Origin of the sequence: Aurantimonas sp. NFXS3, from assembly GCF_049132005.1 — a bacterium.
In the GTDB taxonomy this organism is placed as follows: domain Bacteria; phylum Pseudomonadota; class Alphaproteobacteria; order Rhizobiales; family Rhizobiaceae; genus Aurantimonas; species Aurantimonas coralicida.
In genome coordinates this window covers 843,382-858,705 of sequence record NZ_JAGDDZ010000002.1, presented here as the reverse complement: position 1 = coordinate 858,705, position 15,324 = coordinate 843,382, and the positions used below count along the sequence as shown (strand labels likewise).

Sequence of the window (15,324 nt, the reverse complement as noted above, 5' to 3'; positions counted from 1 at the left end):
CAGGCCCGGCGGATGCTTCAAGCGAAGCGATCGGCCTTGGCAACCGCGCTGCGCAGCGCGACGGCGGCAAAGAGGGCCGAGGCAATGGCATTCCAGCCGGCGAAGGACAGGCCGAGGAAGCGTCCCGCCGCCTCGTCGCAGGACGGCGGCCGGATGGCGTCGATCGCCGACAGGAGGTCCCCGCCGCCCAGATCACCGCCGCCAACCTGCGCGCAGTCCGTCGGGCCGGGCCAGTAGCCCCATTCGACACCGGCATGGAAGACGCCGAGATACAGCGACACCAGCATGATCACGCCGATCGCCAGGAGAAGCAGCCGGGTCAGCAGCGCCGGTGCGCGGCCCGCAGCCGCCACGAAGGCGACCAGCGCCAGCGGGATCGCCACATAGTAGGGAATGCGCTGCTGCAGGCACAGCGCGCAGGGAATGTAGCCGCCGACATACTGGAACAGCAGCGCCGTGCCGACCGTGATCGCGGTCCCGGCGAGGAGGAAGCCGGAAGCCAGCGTCTGTCGAAAGCCGGTCGGGCGCTGGAAGCGGTCAGTCAGTGCCATGCCATCATCCGTTACATCATATAGCGAACGGCGACGAAGCCACCGAACAGAAGGATCATGAAGAGGGTAAAGAGCAGCCCGAGATTCTTCTCAATGAAGCCCTGAATTGGGGCGCCGAAGCGCTGCAACAGCCAGGCCACGAAGAAGAAACGGAGGCCGCGACCGACAATCGAGACGATCGTGAAGGTGACGAGGTTCAGCCCGGTGACGCCGGAGAAGATGGTCAGCACCTTGTAGGGAAACGGCGTCAGCGCTGCGAAGAGCACGGCCCAGCCGCCCCATGCGTTGTAGCGGGCGCTGAGTTCGGCGAAGGCGTCGGCCTTGCCATAGATCTCCAGAATGGGCTGGCCGATCAGGTCGAAGAACAGGGCGCCTATGGCATAGCCGAGAAACGCGCCCAGCACCGATGCGACGGTGCAGATGAGCCCGATCCGCACCCAGCTGCGTGGCCGGGCGATGACCATCGGAATCAGCAGCGCATCCGGGGGGATCGGGAAAACGGAGCTTTCGATGAAGGAGACGGCGGCCAGGCCGCGCTCGGCATGGCGGGTCGCGGCAAGCGACATGACCCAGTCATAGAGGCGGCGGAGCATGGCGGATGTCCGTGGAAGCAAAACGGGGCTGACCCTGTCGCCCGCATAGGACGATCGGCAGGCGAACGCAACGGACAGCGAAAGCCGATGCGCGGACCATTGACCCGAAGGGCGCCGCGGCTATAGTCCGCCAACGAACGGATCTGAACCGTTCGCCCCTGTGGCGGAATTGGTAGACGCGCGCGACTCAAAATCGCGTTCCGCAAGGAGTGCTGGTTCGATCCCGGCCAGGGGCACCAATGTTCCGGCACAGTCTCGGAACGCCATGACGACCACCGACACCCCCTACGATCTTCTGTATTCCGGGTTCCACTGGGACTTGCCGGCCAGGTTCAACATCGCCGAGGCCTGTGCCGATGCCTGGGCCCGCGACGAACCGGATCGAATCTGCCTGATCGAGGATCGCGGTGCCGAGCCGGCGGCGACGATGAGCTATGGCGAGTTGGCGCGGCGCTCGGCGCGGCTGGCCGCCGCCTTCGCAGCGCGCGGCGTGACGCGCGGCGACCGAGTGGCGATCGTCCTGCCGCAGAGCTTCGAGACGGTGATTGTCCATCTGGCCGTCTACCGCCTCGGCGCCATCGCCGTGCCGCTGGCGCTGCGCTTCGGACCCGAGGCGCTGGAGTTCCGGCTGCGTGCCAGCAGCGCGAAGCTGGTGGTGATCGACGCGAACGGCCTGCCGGTCCTGGAGGAGATCACCGGGGCCCTGCCCGATCTCACCGACATCGTCACCGTCGGGGCGACCCGAGGCGAGCTGCCTGAACTCGGCGATCTCGAACGCGCGGCGGCGGGCATGGCGGCCATTGCCGAGACCACACCGGACGATCCGGCGATGATCATCTTCACCTCCGGCACAACCGGCTCCCCGAAGGGCGCCTTGCACGGGCACCGGGTGCTTCTCGGCCATTTGCCGGGCATGCGCTTTCACCATGAGAACATGCCGCAGGCCGGCGACCGGATGTGGACGCCCGCCGACTGGGCCTGGGCCGGCGGTCTTCTCAACGCGCTGCTCCCGTCCCTGCTGCTCGGCGTACCGGTCGTCTATTCGCGCGAACGCTTCGACCCGGCCGCGGCCTTCACGCTGATGGTCCGACAGAAGGTGCGCAACGCGTTCCTGCCGGCGACGGCGCTGCGGATGATGAAGGGCGCTGCAAATGCTGAGGCGCTCGCCGGGCTCGATCTGCGCACGGTCGGCTCGGCCGGCGAGACGCTGCCCGCCGACACCTTCGTCTGGGCGCGTGACGTTCTCGGTGTTACCGTCAATGAATTCTACGGCCAGACCGAGTGCAACATGGTGCTGGGATCGGCGGCCGCCTTCGGCGTCTCCCGCGCCGGGGCCATCGGCAAGCCAGTGCCCGGCCACAAGGTGGCGATCGTCGATGCGGACGGCCGGGAAGTGCCCCGTGGCGTCACCGGCACGATTGCGATCGCCGCGCCCGACCCGGTCATGTTTCTCGGCTACTGGCAAAACCCGAAGGCGACGAGCGAGAAATTTCGCGGAGACTGGCTCCTGACCGGCGATCAGGGACAGATGGACGCGGACGGCTATGTCGAATTCGTCGGGCGCGACGACGACATCATCACCTCCGCCGGCTACCGGATCGGACCGGGAGAGGTCGAGAATTGCCTGCTCGCCCATCCGGCCGTCCACATGGCAGCCGTCGTGGGAAAGCCGGATCCGCTGCGCACCGAGATCGTGAAGGCCTACATCGTTCCCGCGGACGGCCATGAGCCCGGCGACGATCTCGCCCGTACGATCCAGCTCCATGTGCGCGAGCGGCTGTCAGCCCACGAATATCCCCGGGAAATCGCCTTCGTCGACGCGATGCCGCTGACGACCAGCGGCAAGATCGTGCGGCGTGAATTCCGCGATCGTGCCGCGCGCGAAGCGCAGGGCGCGGCGAAGGCGAGCGCAGCCTGAAGGCCGGTCAGCGGAAGGACAGCATCCCCTGCACGCGCTGGCGCATGATGCGCGCGAGATTGCGCGAGCGGCGCATGGAGGCCAACCCCCGGGCGACCTTGTCGACACGCCCCCCGGTTTCCTGGGTCAAGCCAACGACGATCGTGCCCACCGCGATGCGATCGGGCCAGAAGCGGTTCATCACGAAATGGTCGGGGACGGTGCAGGAATCGGCACGCTCAACGGCGGGATCGGCGAGCAATGCCTGCGTCGCGGCGGCGACGATCTGCTGGCCCGGAGACGTGGCGGCGAAAGCCTCGTCATAAGCGGTCTTCCAGGTGTAGGCCTGTCCGCGGTCGACGAGCACGACGAGGCTCGCCACGGGGCGACTGCCTGTCTTCAGCGTATAGATCCTGACTCGGTCGTCCTGTGCGAGCGCGTTGATCGCCTCGCGGGCGAAGGCGGACCGGTAGCGGTCGATGATCAGCGCAGTCCGCGCACGGCCCTTCCATCCGCTTGCCTCGAGCGAGAAGAAATCCTCCAGCGCCAGCCGCACGTCGTCGGGTTGCCGGGCAGTCTCCAGCGACACCGGACCGGTTGCCGACAGACGACGGGTCTGGCGGGCGAGTTCCCGGCGGCGGCGGCCGGAGAGCGGACTTGGCCGAACGGTATCGGCGCTCTTGATCAGCGCTGCGCGGGACACGCGGTTGGCGACGGCCGTCGGCAGACCAGCTTTCGCGGCGGCGGCGAGCAGTGTCGTCGCCATTGATCCGTCGATGCGCACGTCCGGAATGACGAGCACGTCGGGCAGGCCGAGTTCGGGGGCGGTCAGGGTGGACAGGAAATTCGACAGCGTGCCGGCGGGATCGTCGCCGTCCACCGGCAGCGTTCCCAGAGGACCGAAGGGATGCGTCCAGGCACGGATCGTCGCGACGCCGCCAATAAAGGCCGACCGTTCGACCGAGAAAGGCATCAGCAGGCGAAGCCGGCTGCGGCTGCCCTTCTCGTCGCGCACGACCATGAGACGCACCTTGCGGTCGTCGAGACGCGGCATGGCCGGTGCGAGAAACTGCGGGTCGAAGAACACGTTGGCTTCGATCGCGCGCCGCGACAGATGGGCCAGTTCGTCGATCAGGCCGAAAACTGCATTCGGTGCATAGATCGACAAATGGCGCGAGACGCGGCCGAACGGAACCGTCAGATCGAGTTCGGGAGTCGCATTCACCGGGCCCTCGTGCAGCGGCACGACCGAGGCCATCGGCGGGAGTCCGCCGATGAGATCACTCATCGAGGGTTTGGCTACCATGGGTCACCTTCAGCAGCCCCTGCCTGATCCGCTGGCCACGCATCATGCGTAGTCGGCTACAAAGTAGCGGGAGGGGCTTAACAAGGCATATGCCGAGGACTTTAAAAAAGTACGGACTTCACCCGGAATCAGCCGGAAAATCCTCCGGAGGCAAGAAACTCGAGCTCTTCGGGGGTGGATTGGCGCCCCAGGACGGCATTTCGGTGCGGAAATCGGCCGAAACGCGCGATGATGTCGCGATGCTCGGCAGCGGCCTTGCGGTTGCCCGCCCCGCCGATGGTTTCCATCCACTCCACGCAGGCTTCCTGATCCGCGAGATTCTCCGAATGCATCAGCGGCATCGCGAGGAACGCGTTCAGATCCTCGCCCACAATCCGGTCGTCGCCACGGGCAAGCGCCGTTCGGGAGATCGCCAGCGCCTTGGCATCGGTGGCGAAGGCCTGCGGCGAATTGCGGAAGATGTTGCGCGGAAACTGGTCCAGCAGAATGACCAGCGCCAAAGCCCCAGTAGGCTCTTCGATCCAGGCATCGCGGTCGCCCGCTGCCGCCTGCTCGTAGATATCGCCAAAACGCTGCCGGATCGTCGCATCGAAGGCATCGCTCTTGGCGAACCACCGCTCAGGCCCGGCGTCTCGCCAGAAATCGACGATGATCTGGGGATCGATCGCATACTCGCTCATGTCGGACCTTCATTGCAGGGACGGGGTTTCAGGCACCGCCCCCAGATAGGATCGCGGCCACCGCGAAAGAAGATCGGACCGGCTTGGCTTCCCTGCACAGCCGCTTCCGCTGCAAGGTGGTTGGTGAACGAGCCACTCAGGGAAAGCTGTAGCCCGGCACCGCCAGCGGGTTGTCTTCCAGGGCCGTGCGGTCGGGCGCGTCGACGCGCGCGCCGCCGGTGAAGGCGGCGAAGAGATCGCGGACATAATTTTCGGGCAACGCATCACCGATGAGCACGATGCGCGTCTCGCGGCGGGTCCCCTGCGGCCAGGCGGCAAGTTGCGCCGGGGGATGCTGGTACTCGCGAACACCATGCAGGACGACGGGGCGATCCGAGGCTTCGCGCAGATGGACGATCGCCTTCATCCGAAGGATATGCTCGCCCTGCGTGGCGCGCAGCAGGTCGAGAAACGCCTCGACCGCTTCCCAGGCGACGGGGTTTGATTCCACCAGCGAAAACGACCGGACGCTGCCATGGTGATGGCTGTCGCCCGCATGTTCGTGACCTGGGCCATGGTGGTGATGCCCTGCGTGGTGTGCATGGTCCGCGTGCACGCCATCACAATTCGCCTCCGACCGGGCTTCGGCATCATCTGCGAGCCCCAGCCAGCGCCTTGCATCCACCACGCCGGTGGACGGATCGTAGAGGCCGCAATGCAAGAGCCGGTCGGCCAGGGGCAGGCCATCGCCGGCCTCGACCAGTCCGGCTCCGGAATTCAGCCCCCGCACGGCCGCATCGAGTGCGGACCGTGCGCCCTGGTCGGCAAGGTCGGCCTTGGTGACGACGACGCGGTCGGCGATGGCGACCTGCCGGCGCGCTTCACTGCGCTCGGCAAGATTGCGGCTTCCGGCAAGGCAATCCACCACTGCGATCACGCCATCGAGAACGTAAGCCTTAAGGAGCGCCGGCTGCGCCATCAGCGACGCCAGGATCGGTGCCGGGTCCGCAAGCCCCGTCGTCTCGACGATCACCCGCTCAAGAGGCGGTTCTCGGTCGGATCGGGGACGCTCCGCCAGTTGGATGAGGGTCTCGACGAGTTCGCCGCGCACGCTGCAGCACAGGCATCCGTCCGACAGTTCGATCACACCATCGCTGGACTCGGTCTCGATCAGAAGCTGGTCGATGCCCGCCTCGCCGAATTCGTTGACCACGACGGCCGTGTTCGTGACCGCCGGCTCGGCAAGCAGGCGGTTGAGTAGCGTCGTCTTGCCGGAACCGAGGAAGCCGGTGAGGACGGTGAGGCGGATCGGGGCGCGGGTCAGTTTGCCGGCCGTTCTGCGGCGCTCGGCACCGGCGCCGTCGTCGCCTTGCGCAGATCGCCAGCGTCGTCGCGCCGGATGGCGAGCCGTGAGGTCTTGCCGTCCCGATCGATGCCCAGATCCGTGGCGCGCCCGTCGACATCCCCCGAGCCGGTGGCTTCGACGACTACTTCCTTTTCCTCCGTCTCGACTGCCTCCCCGGAGGGTGCCGCTGGCACGGGCGCATCGGTCGGTGCCGGCACTTGCGGCGTCGCATCGACTTCGGCGGCCGGCGCCGGCGTATAGTCGGGGCGTGGGGTCGGCAGCGGAATGCCATAGGCGGAGATGATCGAGATGCCGGGCTCGGCAATAGCGTTGCCGGCGGCGCCACCGAGGGCGACTCGGAAGACCACCGGCGAGCGGTCAAGATCACGCAGGTAGGGCGAGCCGAAGGTCTGCTCGCGGTCGCGTTCCTCCACACGCTCGTTGGCCCGCGCCGTACGACCTTCCGCCGAGCAGATGTAATCGGAGACATCCAGCGGCTCGGTGCTGGATGCGACCGGCAATTCGTCCACCCGAATGTCGACGGAGGCGGGATCGGTTGCAAAGCCCGCCTCGAGGATTTCGGCCGACAACCGCTCGCGCGGAATGGTGCCGTTCGCGCCGATCACCACCGCCACGAGCGTGCGGCCGTTGCGGGTCGCAGACGACACGAGATTAAAGCCCGAGGCGCAGATGTAACCGGTCTTCATGCCATCGGCGCCGTCGAAGCGACCGAGCAACTTGTTGCCGTTCTTCAGGATCGCAGTGCCGTTGGAGATCGCCTCCGTACCGAAATAATCGGCGAAGGCTGGAAATTCGCGGCGGATCGCAACACCCAGAATGGCGAGATCCTTGGCGGAGGTATGTTGCCCTTCCCCCGGCAGGCCATTGGCGTTGATGAAACGGGTGTCCTGCATGCCGAGTTGCGCGGCGGCATCGTTCATCATCGTGACGAACTCTTCCATCGATCCGCCAACCGTCTCGCCGATGGCATAGGCAATGTCGTTGGCCGACTTCACGAGCATCATCCGCAGGGCGAAGTCCAGACGGATCACCGAGCCCGGCTTGAATCCCATCTTGCTGGGAGCTTCAGCAGCGGAGCGGCGCGTGACGATCACCGGCGAGTCGAGGGACAGCCGGGATTCGCGAAGCGCCTTCAGCGCCAGATAGGCCGTCATCAGCTTCGTCGTCGAAGCCGGATAGCGCCGTTCGGACGCATGCTGCTGCGACAGGACCTTGCCCGTCGCCACGTCCACGACGATCGAGGCCATTGGCGGCGCCGTATCCGTCGCGGCTGCGTCGGCCTTCGCTGCCTGGGCCAGTGCGGGCCCGCCGGCCAGGGGCACGACAGCAAAAACAAGCGCCAGAAGGCAAACGAGGGGAAAAACGGGAAATGGTCGGGACGCGCGCGTCTTCACGCTGGATTCCTTCATTGATTGCGGTCAGGCTGCCGTTTTTCGTCGATCCGATAAAGCAGACGGGCGCCTAAGCTTGGGCTGTGTCCCAAGCATGGCAATGCCGGGTTGACGCATCGACCTCACATTCCCTTGTAGGTCCGAACCAGAGAGTCGGAAAGTCGCCCATGCCTGTCAACAACCGAATCGCGGATGCTCAACCGGAGATCGCCGGCTGGCGCCAGCACCTGCACCAGCGTCCCGAACTGCTCTACGAGGTCCACGAGACCGCGGCGTTCGTTGCCGGCAAGCTGCGCGACTTCGGCTGCGACGAGGTGATCACCGGAATGGGCCGGACGGGTATCGTGGGTCTGGTGCATGGCCGAAGCGGTGCGGGCGGGCCGATGATCGGCCTTCGCGCCGACATGGACGCGCTACCGATCACCGAGGAGACGGGCGTCGCCTACGCGTCCAAGGTGCCCGGCATGATGCATGCCTGCGGCCATGACGGCCATACGACGATGCTGCTCGCCGCCGGCCGCAGCCTTTGCGAGACACGCGCCTTCGACGGAACCGTGGCGCTGATCTTCCAGCCTGCAGAGGAAGGCGGCGCCGGGGCCAAGGCGATGATCGATGACGGGCTGTTCGAGCGGCTGCCGCTCAGCCGCGTCTACGGCATGCACAATCTGCCGGGCATGCCGATCGGCCGGTTCGGCATGCGGGGCGGCCCGATCATGGCCTCGACGGACGAGTTCGTGATCACCGTCGACGGGCGCGGCGGCCATGCCGCCCTCCCCCATCGCGCAGTCGACCCGATCGTCGTCGGCGCGGCCATTGTCCAGGGGCTGCAGGCGATCGTCGCGCGAAATGCCGATCCGCTGCAGTCGCTGGTCGTCTCCGTCACCCAGTTCCATGCCGGCTTCGCCCACAATGTGATCCCGGACGAGGCCGTCGTGTCGGGAACGGTCCGGGCCCTGTCGCTCGAACTGCGGGAACTCGCCGAAGCCCGGATCCGCGAGATCGCGCAGGGGATCGCCACCGCCCATGGCGCGCATGTGCGGGTCGACTACGATCGCAATTACCCGATCACCATCAACGATCCGGCGGAGGCCGAGTTCTGCGCCGGGATCGCCGCCGACATCGCCGGGGCCGATGCGGTGGATTCAGCGGCGGCGCCGTTGATGGCCGGCGAGGATTTTTCCTACATGCTGGAGAAATGCCCCGGAGCCTATGTTTTCATCGGCAATGGCGACAGCGCCAGCCTGCACAGCGCCAGCTATGACTTCGCCGACGACGCTCTCGTCTTCGGCGCCAGCTATTGGCAGCGCCTCGCCGAGGCCGCCCTCGCCCGAAGCTGAGGGGTCCGCGCGCGTTTCCGGCCGTGGTCAGTAGGAGAATGCGTCAGCTGGCGAGCGCCAGCACCTTAGTTTCGTCGAGCGACACGATCTCGCGCAGTTGAGGGCGCCCATACACAACCACCTGGTCGCGTCCTGCGCTTTTCGCTTCGTAGAGCGCCGCATCGGCGCAACGATACAGCGTGTTCGGATCGTCGCCATGCTGCGGCGCTCCGGCAACGCCGATGCTGACCGTCAGCGACAGGTTCCGGTCGCCGGCGATCAGCGGAGCCGCTTCGATGGCGTGCCGAATGCGCTCGGCCGTGCGCCGGCCTTGCGGCAGTCCGGTCTGCGGCAGGATCACGGTAAATTCCTCGCCGCCATGGCGGCAGACATAGTCGCCTTCGCGTACGCAGGACCGCAGGATACGGCTGACGGCCTTCAACGCCTCGTCGCCGGTCTCGTGTCCATAAGTATCGTTGACCTGCTTGAAGTGATCGAAATCCACGACGAGCAGCGTCACGCCGATATCCGCGCCGCGACCTTGTGCCAGTTCCTCGGCGATCAGCGCGTCGTAGGCCCGACGGTTCGCAAGGCCAGTCAGGGCATCGGTGAAGGCATCCACCTCGAGGCTCTGTTCGCGCCGCATCATGCGGGTCTCCCGCTGCATCATCGACCCCATCACGAAGACGCCCGCGACATAGGTCGGCACCACGAAGGGGATCAGGTTCAAGGTGAAACCCAGCGGATCTGGCAACGGCAGCAGGACGAACAGTCCGATATGAGCTGATACGAGCAGGCCGAGCACGACGAGATGACGACGCCGCGCGGTCTGGCCATGCCGGTACAGTCGGCCCCAGATCAGCCCAACGCCGGCGGCCAGCACGATCGTGGCGACGCCGACGGGCGCACCGGCACCGCCTAGCCCCATCCGGTAGATCGCGCCGGCGAGACCTGCCACCAGCGCCGCGGGCCAGCCGACGAACGCTCCTGCCAAGGCGACGATGACGCAGCGCGTATCGACGATGATGCCGTCGGCGAGATGCGCCGGAGAGAGCATCGAAGCGACGGTGCCCATCGCGAACACAGGCGCATGCAGCCACCGCTTCAGCGCCGGGTCCGACATCAGGCGCTCGATGGTACCGAACGCCAGAGCGATCAGCGCCATCAGGCCAAGCCCGTTCAGCAGCACTAGGATGAGGTCAAGATGGGCCACAGCGCTCGGTCAATCGGATCATTGAACTCGTTCGACTATGCCGGCAATTTTGTTCGAAACGGTTAATGTCCGGTATCCGGGCAACAATTTGCCTACTCTAGACGGGTAGATCGCACGTCATCACCATTGCATGATGCAACCATCCCAGGCAGCGGGCGCCGTGTCTTGCAGGCAAACCATTTGCCTGTCATGCCGAAGGTGTCGGTCAAGCGGAATGGGGCTGTGGCGCGGAATGCCATCGTCTTCACTCTCGACGGAATGGAAGGATGTGCATTGGCGACTGACGCCCATCGAAAGCTGATCACCCGCCTCGACATGATCGCGGAATTGAACGACGAGGATCGCGCCGCGCTGTCGGCCCTGCCCATCGCCGTTCGTGACGTCGCCGCCGACACGGATATCGTCAGCGAGGGCGAGACGGTCTCCCATTGCTGTATCCTCATCGAAGGCTTCACCTATCGCTATCGCAACATTCGCGATGGCCGCCGGCAGATCATCGCCTTCAACGTCCCGGGTGATATTCCGGACCTACACAGCTTGCATATCCGCCGGATGGACCACAGTTTTGCGGCCACCACCCCGTCGCGCGTGGGGTTCGTGTCTCACAAGGCCGTCTGGAACCTCTGCCGGGAGCGGCCCAATGTCGCCGCCGCCCTGTGGCTCGAAACACTCATCGACGGCGCGATCTTCCGTGAATGGATCGTCGGGCTCGGCCGCCTGTCCGGCAAGAGCCGCACGGCGCATCTTCTCTGCGAACTCGCGGTCAGGTTACGGGCCGTGCAGCTTGCGCCGGACCTCGTCTATCATCTGCCGTTGACCCAGCACGAACTGGCCGATGCGCTTGGCCTCACCGTCGTGACGGTGAACCGGGTGCTGCAGGAATTCAAAGCGGAGAACCTGATCGAGCGGGAGCGTTCCCGCATGACGATCAAGGACTGGTCCGCCTTTGCCCATGTCGGCGACTTCGATCCGCAATACCTGCACTTTCGCCAGGAGGTGCACATGGTACCGGGTTCGCCGAAGGGGAACTGAAGGCCGCGCCCACCCGCTGATTGCCTGCGTCGCAGACAGGTGGATGGAACCCGTACGACGTGGCACGCCGCGAATCGCGCCGCGCGGATGCTGCGCCGCGACGAACGACCGCCTAAGTGGCAGAAACCTTGAATTTTTCGTCAGATTGGTGTAGGGTCGTCACACAGTCGGCCTCATGGCCAGCTCTTGACGCCGTCCAGCGCTCTCGGGCCTGTCCGAAAAGGATGCTTCCCCTACCGAGAAGAATGTCCGTCCGCTTGCGACCGCTCGGTCCATGCGGCGCTCATGCGGGAACACGGGAGGCGATTACACCGATCGACTGCGGTCCGGCAAGTACCACCGGGCCCCAAGCAAACGGCGGCGCCTGCGCCGCCACCCGTGTCTAGCGGCTGCCGCGGCCAGGCACAACAGGGAGTTTAAAAAAGCGTATGAGCAGTCAGAAGAAGGCTTCCAACCGCCAGGGTTTCAAGACCGGAGAGAGCATCGTCTATCCGGCTCATGGCGTCGGCCAGATCGTAGCGATCGAGGAGCAGGAAGTAGCGGGCATGAAGCTCGAGCTCTTCGTCATCGACTTCGAGAAAGACAAGATGCGCTTGAAGGTCCCGGTCGCCAAGGCCGAATCCGTCGGCATGCGCAAACTCTCTGAAACGGACTTCGTCGAGCGCTCGCTGAAGGTCGTGCAGGGCCGCGCCCGCGTGAAGAAGACCATGTGGAGCCGCCGCGCCCAGGAATACGATGCCAAGATCAATTCGGGCGACCTGATCCAGATCGCCGAAGTGGTCCGCGACCTCTATCGCGCCGACAGCCAGCCCGAGCAGTCCTATTCCGAACGCCAGCTCTACGAAGCCGCGCTCGGCCGCATGGCCCGCGAACTCGCGGCCGTCAACGAGGTCTCCGAGACCGAGGCGGTGCAGCTGATCGAGCTCAACCTCAACAAGGGCCCGAAGCGCGTCGCCAAGGGTGAGGAAGAAGCGGAAGCCGAAGGCGAGGCCGATGCACCGGCGGCTGCCACCGGCGAGACCGACGAGCAGGAAAAGGCGGCCTGAGGCCGCCTTCGAACATGACTATCGTCCACGGACGAAGCCGGGCCGGCCACCGCAAGGTGCGCCGGCCTTTCTTGTGGCGCCGGGCCCCGAGCGCCATCGTTGCCTCTGCGTGCAAACTGGCATAGGCTTCACACACGGCGATCCTGATCGCCTTTGCGCGATCTTGCGCGCCGGCCGCCATCGGCCCGGTTCCCTTGCCGAATACGGCACCCCCGCTACCTAAGCCAAAAAAGTTTTCCCCTCCGGGAACGTTTGCGGCCAATCCGTGTTTCATGAACACCGACGCGTGAACCCGCAAGCAGCCTCGCTCGGTAGGCCACAGCGCCTCATAAGCTTGACCGGAGGGTAACCGATGAAGTCACAGTCCGCTCGCCGTACGCTGATCCGCGCGGCCATGTCCGCCCCGTACCTGCAGCGCGAAGAAGAGTACGAACTGGCGGTGCGCTGGAAGGAAAAGCGCGACCAGGAAGCCCTTCACAAGATTACCTCCGCCCATATGCGCCTCGTCATCTCGATGGCCGCCAAGTTCCGCCATTTCGGCCTCGCTATGAACGACCTCATCCAGGAAGGCCATGTCGGTCTTCTGGAGGCAGCGGCACGGTTCGAGCCGGAGCGGGAAGTGCGCTTCTCCACCTATGCGACGTGGTGGATCCGGGCATCAATCCAGGACTACATCCTGCGCAACTGGTCGATCGTTCGCGGCGGCACCTCTTCGGCCCAGAAGGCTCTCTTCTTCAATCTGCGCCGGCTGCGGGCACGGCTCAGCCAGGGCGCCGACGGCGGCGTGACCGGCAGCGCCATGTACAAGGAAATCGCGACGGCACTGAAGGTGTCGGAAGGCGACGTGGCGCTGATGGATTCCCGTCTGTCCGGCCCTGATTCCTCCCTCAACGCCCCCCTGATGGAAGACGAATCTGGCAGCGCCGACCGACAGGATTTCCTCGTGTCGAACTCGCCCCTGCCGGACGAGATGGTCTCCGTGTCGATCGACGACGAGCGTCGCGTCACCTGGCTGCACAGTGCCCTCGACGTTCTGTCCGAGCGCGAGCTGAAGATCATCCGCGAGCGCCGCCTGCAGGACGACGGTGCCACCCTGGAAGCGCTGGGCACCAAGCTCGGCATCTCCAAGGAGCGGGTGCGCCAGATCGAGACCCGTGCGCTGGAAAAGCTGCGCGCTGCGCTGCTCGAGACCAACGCCGACCGCAGTGCCTATGTGAGCTGATCGCCAGCATCACTTCCAACGAAAAAGGGGCTCCCGATCGGGCGCCCCTTTTTCGTTGGATCGCAGTCTGGCGCCAGGGGGAGACCGGTTACTCGGCGACGATCTTGTACCGCGTACCGGGCTTCACGTTCTCATTCGCATCGAGATCGTTGAGCAGCCGGAACATCGCCGTCTTGCCCTCAACCCCAACCATGCGGGCGGCCAGCGAAGCCGTACTGTCGCCGGCCGATGCCGTGACGATCCGGATGCGCAGCGGCTTCAGGCTCTCCTTCTCGGCCGTCGAGAGAAGCCGGAACGAGTTCGCCACCTTCCCTGCGATCCCGGCCGCCGTGCCCGCGGAACTTGCCTGCACGGCCGTCAGAAAGCGATAGACCTGTCCGCCGACCCGCACCACGGTGACGTCGAAGACATATTCGCCGCCCTCAGCCCGGGCCGACACCGCGTCGAGATTGCCGATCTTGAAGGCCTGGATGCTCGACGGGTCGAGCCCGCCGATCCAGCCGCTGTTGACGTAGTCGACGAGGCCGGTGGTCTTGGGCAATGCGACGCCATCGAACCGGATCGCGGTGTCGTTGGGGCCGCTCGCCAGCACGGCCTCGGCGGTGTTGTCGATGACGAAGCCCTTCGGCACTTCGAAGGTGATGCCGAGACCGGGATGGTAGAAGCGCTGCTCGCGGACATAGCCTTCGACGGCGGAATCGCCGAACAGCATGCCGTCGATGCCCGCCAGATAGCGATCGCGATCCGTCGCCCCCGTGCCCGGCTGGCCGTATTCCCGCGCATGCCGGTTGGCGAGATCGATGCGTTGCGGCGCCGACGGATGCGAAGAGAGGAAGTCCAGCTCGGGATCGCCGGCCTGGAAGGCCGTGCGGATCTTGGCATAGGAATCCATCGCCTGCAGGAAGCGCGCGGCGGCGAACGGATCGAAACCGGCCTTGGCGATGTGGCGAATGCCGAGAATGTCGGCCTGCAGCTCCTGCTGGCGCGAGAACTGGGCAAGGCTCAGCTTGCCGCGCGCCAGGGCGACCTGCCCGGCCGGCTCGCCCGCCAGCACTTCGCTGACGACCCGGCTGGCAATCTCGGCGGCCTGCTCGCGCTGCTGGCGCTCGATGCCGTGATTGGCGGTAATATGCGCCATCTCGTGGCCGATCACCGCAGCCACCTCGGCCGAATCGTTGGCCAGGGCGACGAGACCACGGGTGATGTAGACGTAGCCGCCCGGCAGCGCGAAGGCATTGACGTTGGGCGAGTTCAGGATGGTGATGCGGTAGGCGCGGTTCGGATCGTCGGTCTGGGCAGCCAGCTTGCCGACGATGGTGGCGAGCGTGCGCTCCAGCTTGGGATCGGAATAGGCGCCGCCATAGGCCGCCAGGATTTTGGGGTGCTGGGAGCGTCCGATGACCGATTGCGGATCGCTGCGCTGGACGTTTTCGAAGGTAATCGGACGACGCGTCGCAGCATATCCCGCCTGCACGCTGCTGCTGGCAGGCGACAGGCCATCCAGCCCCGCTTCGATCGTGGTGCAGGCGCCGGTCGCCAGCAACGCGCCGAGCGCGACACCGCCGATCATGCGGCGCACAAGGCGTCCCGCACGACCAGGACCGGAGTTCATTGCCATCGCTGCGATCGTCGCCCCCACAGAACCGCTTCGCTTCCCGAGACTCAAGGCTTATCCGAACCGCTGTCACACGGGTTAGGATCGATCAGCAACAGATTTCGAAAAAGCGCCGCC

Annotated in this window: 13 protein-coding genes and 1 tRNA gene; 6 read left to right on the top strand and 8 right to left on the bottom strand. The window is 65.6% G+C overall.

Annotated elements, in window-relative coordinates; all coding sequences use genetic code 11:
- Positions 1-17: 17 nt before the first annotated feature.
- Together J3367_RS09195 and J3367_RS09190 are read right to left on the bottom strand one after the other, a co-directional pair.
- Positions 18-551 (bottom strand): disulfide bond formation protein B, encoded by a 534-nt coding sequence (locus J3367_RS09195; RefSeq protein ID WP_009210769.1) that lies wholly within the window; start codon positions 549-551, stop codon positions 18-20.
- A gap of 11 nt (positions 552-562) precedes the next feature.
- The gene (locus J3367_RS09190; protein WP_024349833.1) at positions 563-1,144 is read right to left on the bottom strand and encodes a YqaA family protein; all 582 of its coding nucleotides are present in this window, start codon (positions 1,142-1,144) and stop codon (positions 563-565) included.
- A 154-nt stretch (positions 1,145-1,298) separates the two neighbouring features.
- Here J3367_RS09190 and J3367_RS09185 point away from each other — a divergent pair.
- A tRNA-Leu gene (locus J3367_RS09185) sits at positions 1,299-1,383 on the top strand.
- A 26-nt stretch (positions 1,384-1,409) separates the two neighbouring features.
- Positions 1,410-3,062 (top strand): AMP-binding protein, encoded by a 1,653-nt coding sequence (locus J3367_RS09180; protein ID WP_421460729.1) that lies wholly within the window; start codon positions 1,410-1,412, stop codon positions 3,060-3,062.
- A 7-nt stretch (positions 3,063-3,069) separates the two neighbouring features.
- Here the strand turns inward: J3367_RS09180 and J3367_RS09175 are convergent, their stop codons facing one another.
- From J3367_RS09175 to J3367_RS09160, 4 genes are all read right to left on the bottom strand, one after another.
- Positions 3,070-4,347, bottom strand: coding sequence for a GNAT family N-acetyltransferase (locus J3367_RS09175; RefSeq protein WP_024349831.1), 1,278 nt, complete (start codon positions 4,345-4,347; stop codon positions 3,070-3,072).
- A gap of 128 nt (positions 4,348-4,475) precedes the next feature.
- Positions 4,476-5,027 (bottom strand): DUF924 family protein, encoded by a 552-nt coding sequence (locus J3367_RS09170; protein WP_024349830.1) that lies wholly within the window; start codon positions 5,025-5,027, stop codon positions 4,476-4,478.
- A gap of 136 nt (positions 5,028-5,163) precedes the next feature.
- Complete coding sequence (locus J3367_RS09165) at positions 5,164-6,255, bottom strand: CobW family GTP-binding protein (protein WP_421460835.1); 1,092 nt, start codon at positions 6,253-6,255, stop codon at positions 5,164-5,166.
- A gap of 71 nt (positions 6,256-6,326) precedes the next feature.
- Positions 6,327-7,619: a D-alanyl-D-alanine carboxypeptidase family protein gene (locus tag J3367_RS09160; protein WP_244495378.1), complete on the bottom strand. Its 1,293-nt coding sequence runs from the start codon at positions 7,617-7,619 to the stop codon at positions 6,327-6,329.
- Positions 7,620-7,930: 311 nt separating this feature from the next.
- Here J3367_RS09160 and J3367_RS09155 point away from each other — a divergent pair, with 311 nt between their 5' ends.
- Positions 7,931-9,100, top strand: coding sequence for a M20 aminoacylase family protein (locus J3367_RS09155; protein WP_024349827.1), 1,170 nt, complete (start codon positions 7,931-7,933; stop codon positions 9,098-9,100).
- 43 nt (positions 9,101-9,143) lie between these two features.
- On the opposite strand, the gene J3367_RS09150 is transcribed toward J3367_RS09155, so the two are convergent.
- The gene (locus J3367_RS09150; RefSeq protein WP_155898414.1) at positions 9,144-10,244 is read right to left on the bottom strand and encodes a GGDEF domain-containing protein; all 1,101 of its coding nucleotides are present in this window, start codon (positions 10,242-10,244) and stop codon (positions 9,144-9,146) included.
- Positions 10,245-10,418: 174 nt separating this feature from the next.
- Here J3367_RS09150 and J3367_RS09145 point away from each other — a divergent pair, with 174 nt between their 5' ends.
- The 3 genes from J3367_RS09145 to J3367_RS09135 all read left to right on the top strand — a co-directional run bounded on the left by J3367_RS09145 (position 10,419) and on the right by J3367_RS09135 (position 13,592).
- Complete coding sequence (locus J3367_RS09145; protein WP_244495377.1) at positions 10,419-11,324, top strand: Crp/Fnr family transcriptional regulator; 906 nt, start codon at positions 10,419-10,421, stop codon at positions 11,322-11,324.
- 428 nt (positions 11,325-11,752) lie between these two features.
- Positions 11,753-12,370 (top strand): CarD family transcriptional regulator, encoded by a 618-nt coding sequence (locus J3367_RS09140; RefSeq protein ID WP_024349824.1) that lies wholly within the window; start codon positions 11,753-11,755, stop codon positions 12,368-12,370.
- Positions 12,371-12,722: 352 nt separating this feature from the next.
- Positions 12,723-13,592, top strand: coding sequence for an RNA polymerase factor sigma-32 (locus J3367_RS09135; RefSeq protein ID WP_009210780.1), 870 nt, complete (start codon positions 12,723-12,725; stop codon positions 13,590-13,592).
- 88 nt (positions 13,593-13,680) lie between these two features.
- Here the strand turns inward: J3367_RS09135 and J3367_RS09130 are convergent, their stop codons facing one another.
- Positions 13,681-15,204 (bottom strand): M48 family metalloprotease, encoded by a 1,524-nt coding sequence (locus J3367_RS09130; protein WP_051141551.1) that lies wholly within the window; start codon positions 15,202-15,204, stop codon positions 13,681-13,683.
- Positions 15,205-15,324 lie beyond the last annotated feature (120 nt).

Bases quoted from the DNA above. Each gene is read 5' to 3' on its own strand.
- J3367_RS09195 (WP_009210769.1), bottom strand. From the start codon at position 551: ATGGCACTGACTGACCGCTTCCAGCGCCCGACCGGCTTTCGACAGACG.
- J3367_RS09190 (WP_024349833.1), bottom strand. From the start codon at position 1,144: ATGCTCCGCCGCCTCTATGACTGGGTCATGTCGCTTGCCGCGACCCGC.
- J3367_RS09180 (WP_421460729.1), top strand. From the start codon at position 1,410: ATGACGACCACCGACACCCCCTACGATCTTCTGTATTCCGGGTTCCAC.
- J3367_RS09175 (WP_024349831.1), bottom strand. From the start codon at position 4,347: ATGGTAGCCAAACCCTCGATGAGTGATCTCATCGGCGGACTCCCGCCG.
- J3367_RS09170 (WP_024349830.1), bottom strand. From the start codon at position 5,027: ATGAGCGAGTATGCGATCGATCCCCAGATCATCGTCGATTTCTGGCGA.
- J3367_RS09160 (WP_244495378.1), bottom strand. From the start codon at position 7,619: ATGGCCTCGATCGTCGTGGACGTGGCGACGGGCAAGGTCCTGTCGCAG.
- J3367_RS09155 (WP_024349827.1), top strand. From the start codon at position 7,931: ATGCCTGTCAACAACCGAATCGCGGATGCTCAACCGGAGATCGCCGGC.
- J3367_RS09150 (WP_155898414.1), bottom strand. From the start codon at position 10,244: ATGGCGCTGATCGCTCTGGCGTTCGGTACCATCGAGCGCCTGATGTCG.
- J3367_RS09140 (WP_024349824.1), top strand. From the start codon at position 11,753: ATGAGCAGTCAGAAGAAGGCTTCCAACCGCCAGGGTTTCAAGACCGGA.
- J3367_RS09135 (WP_009210780.1), top strand. From the start codon at position 12,723: ATGAAGTCACAGTCCGCTCGCCGTACGCTGATCCGCGCGGCCATGTCC.
- J3367_RS09130 (WP_051141551.1), bottom strand. From the start codon at position 15,204: ATGAACTCCGGTCCTGGTCGTGCGGGACGCCTTGTGCGCCGCATGATC.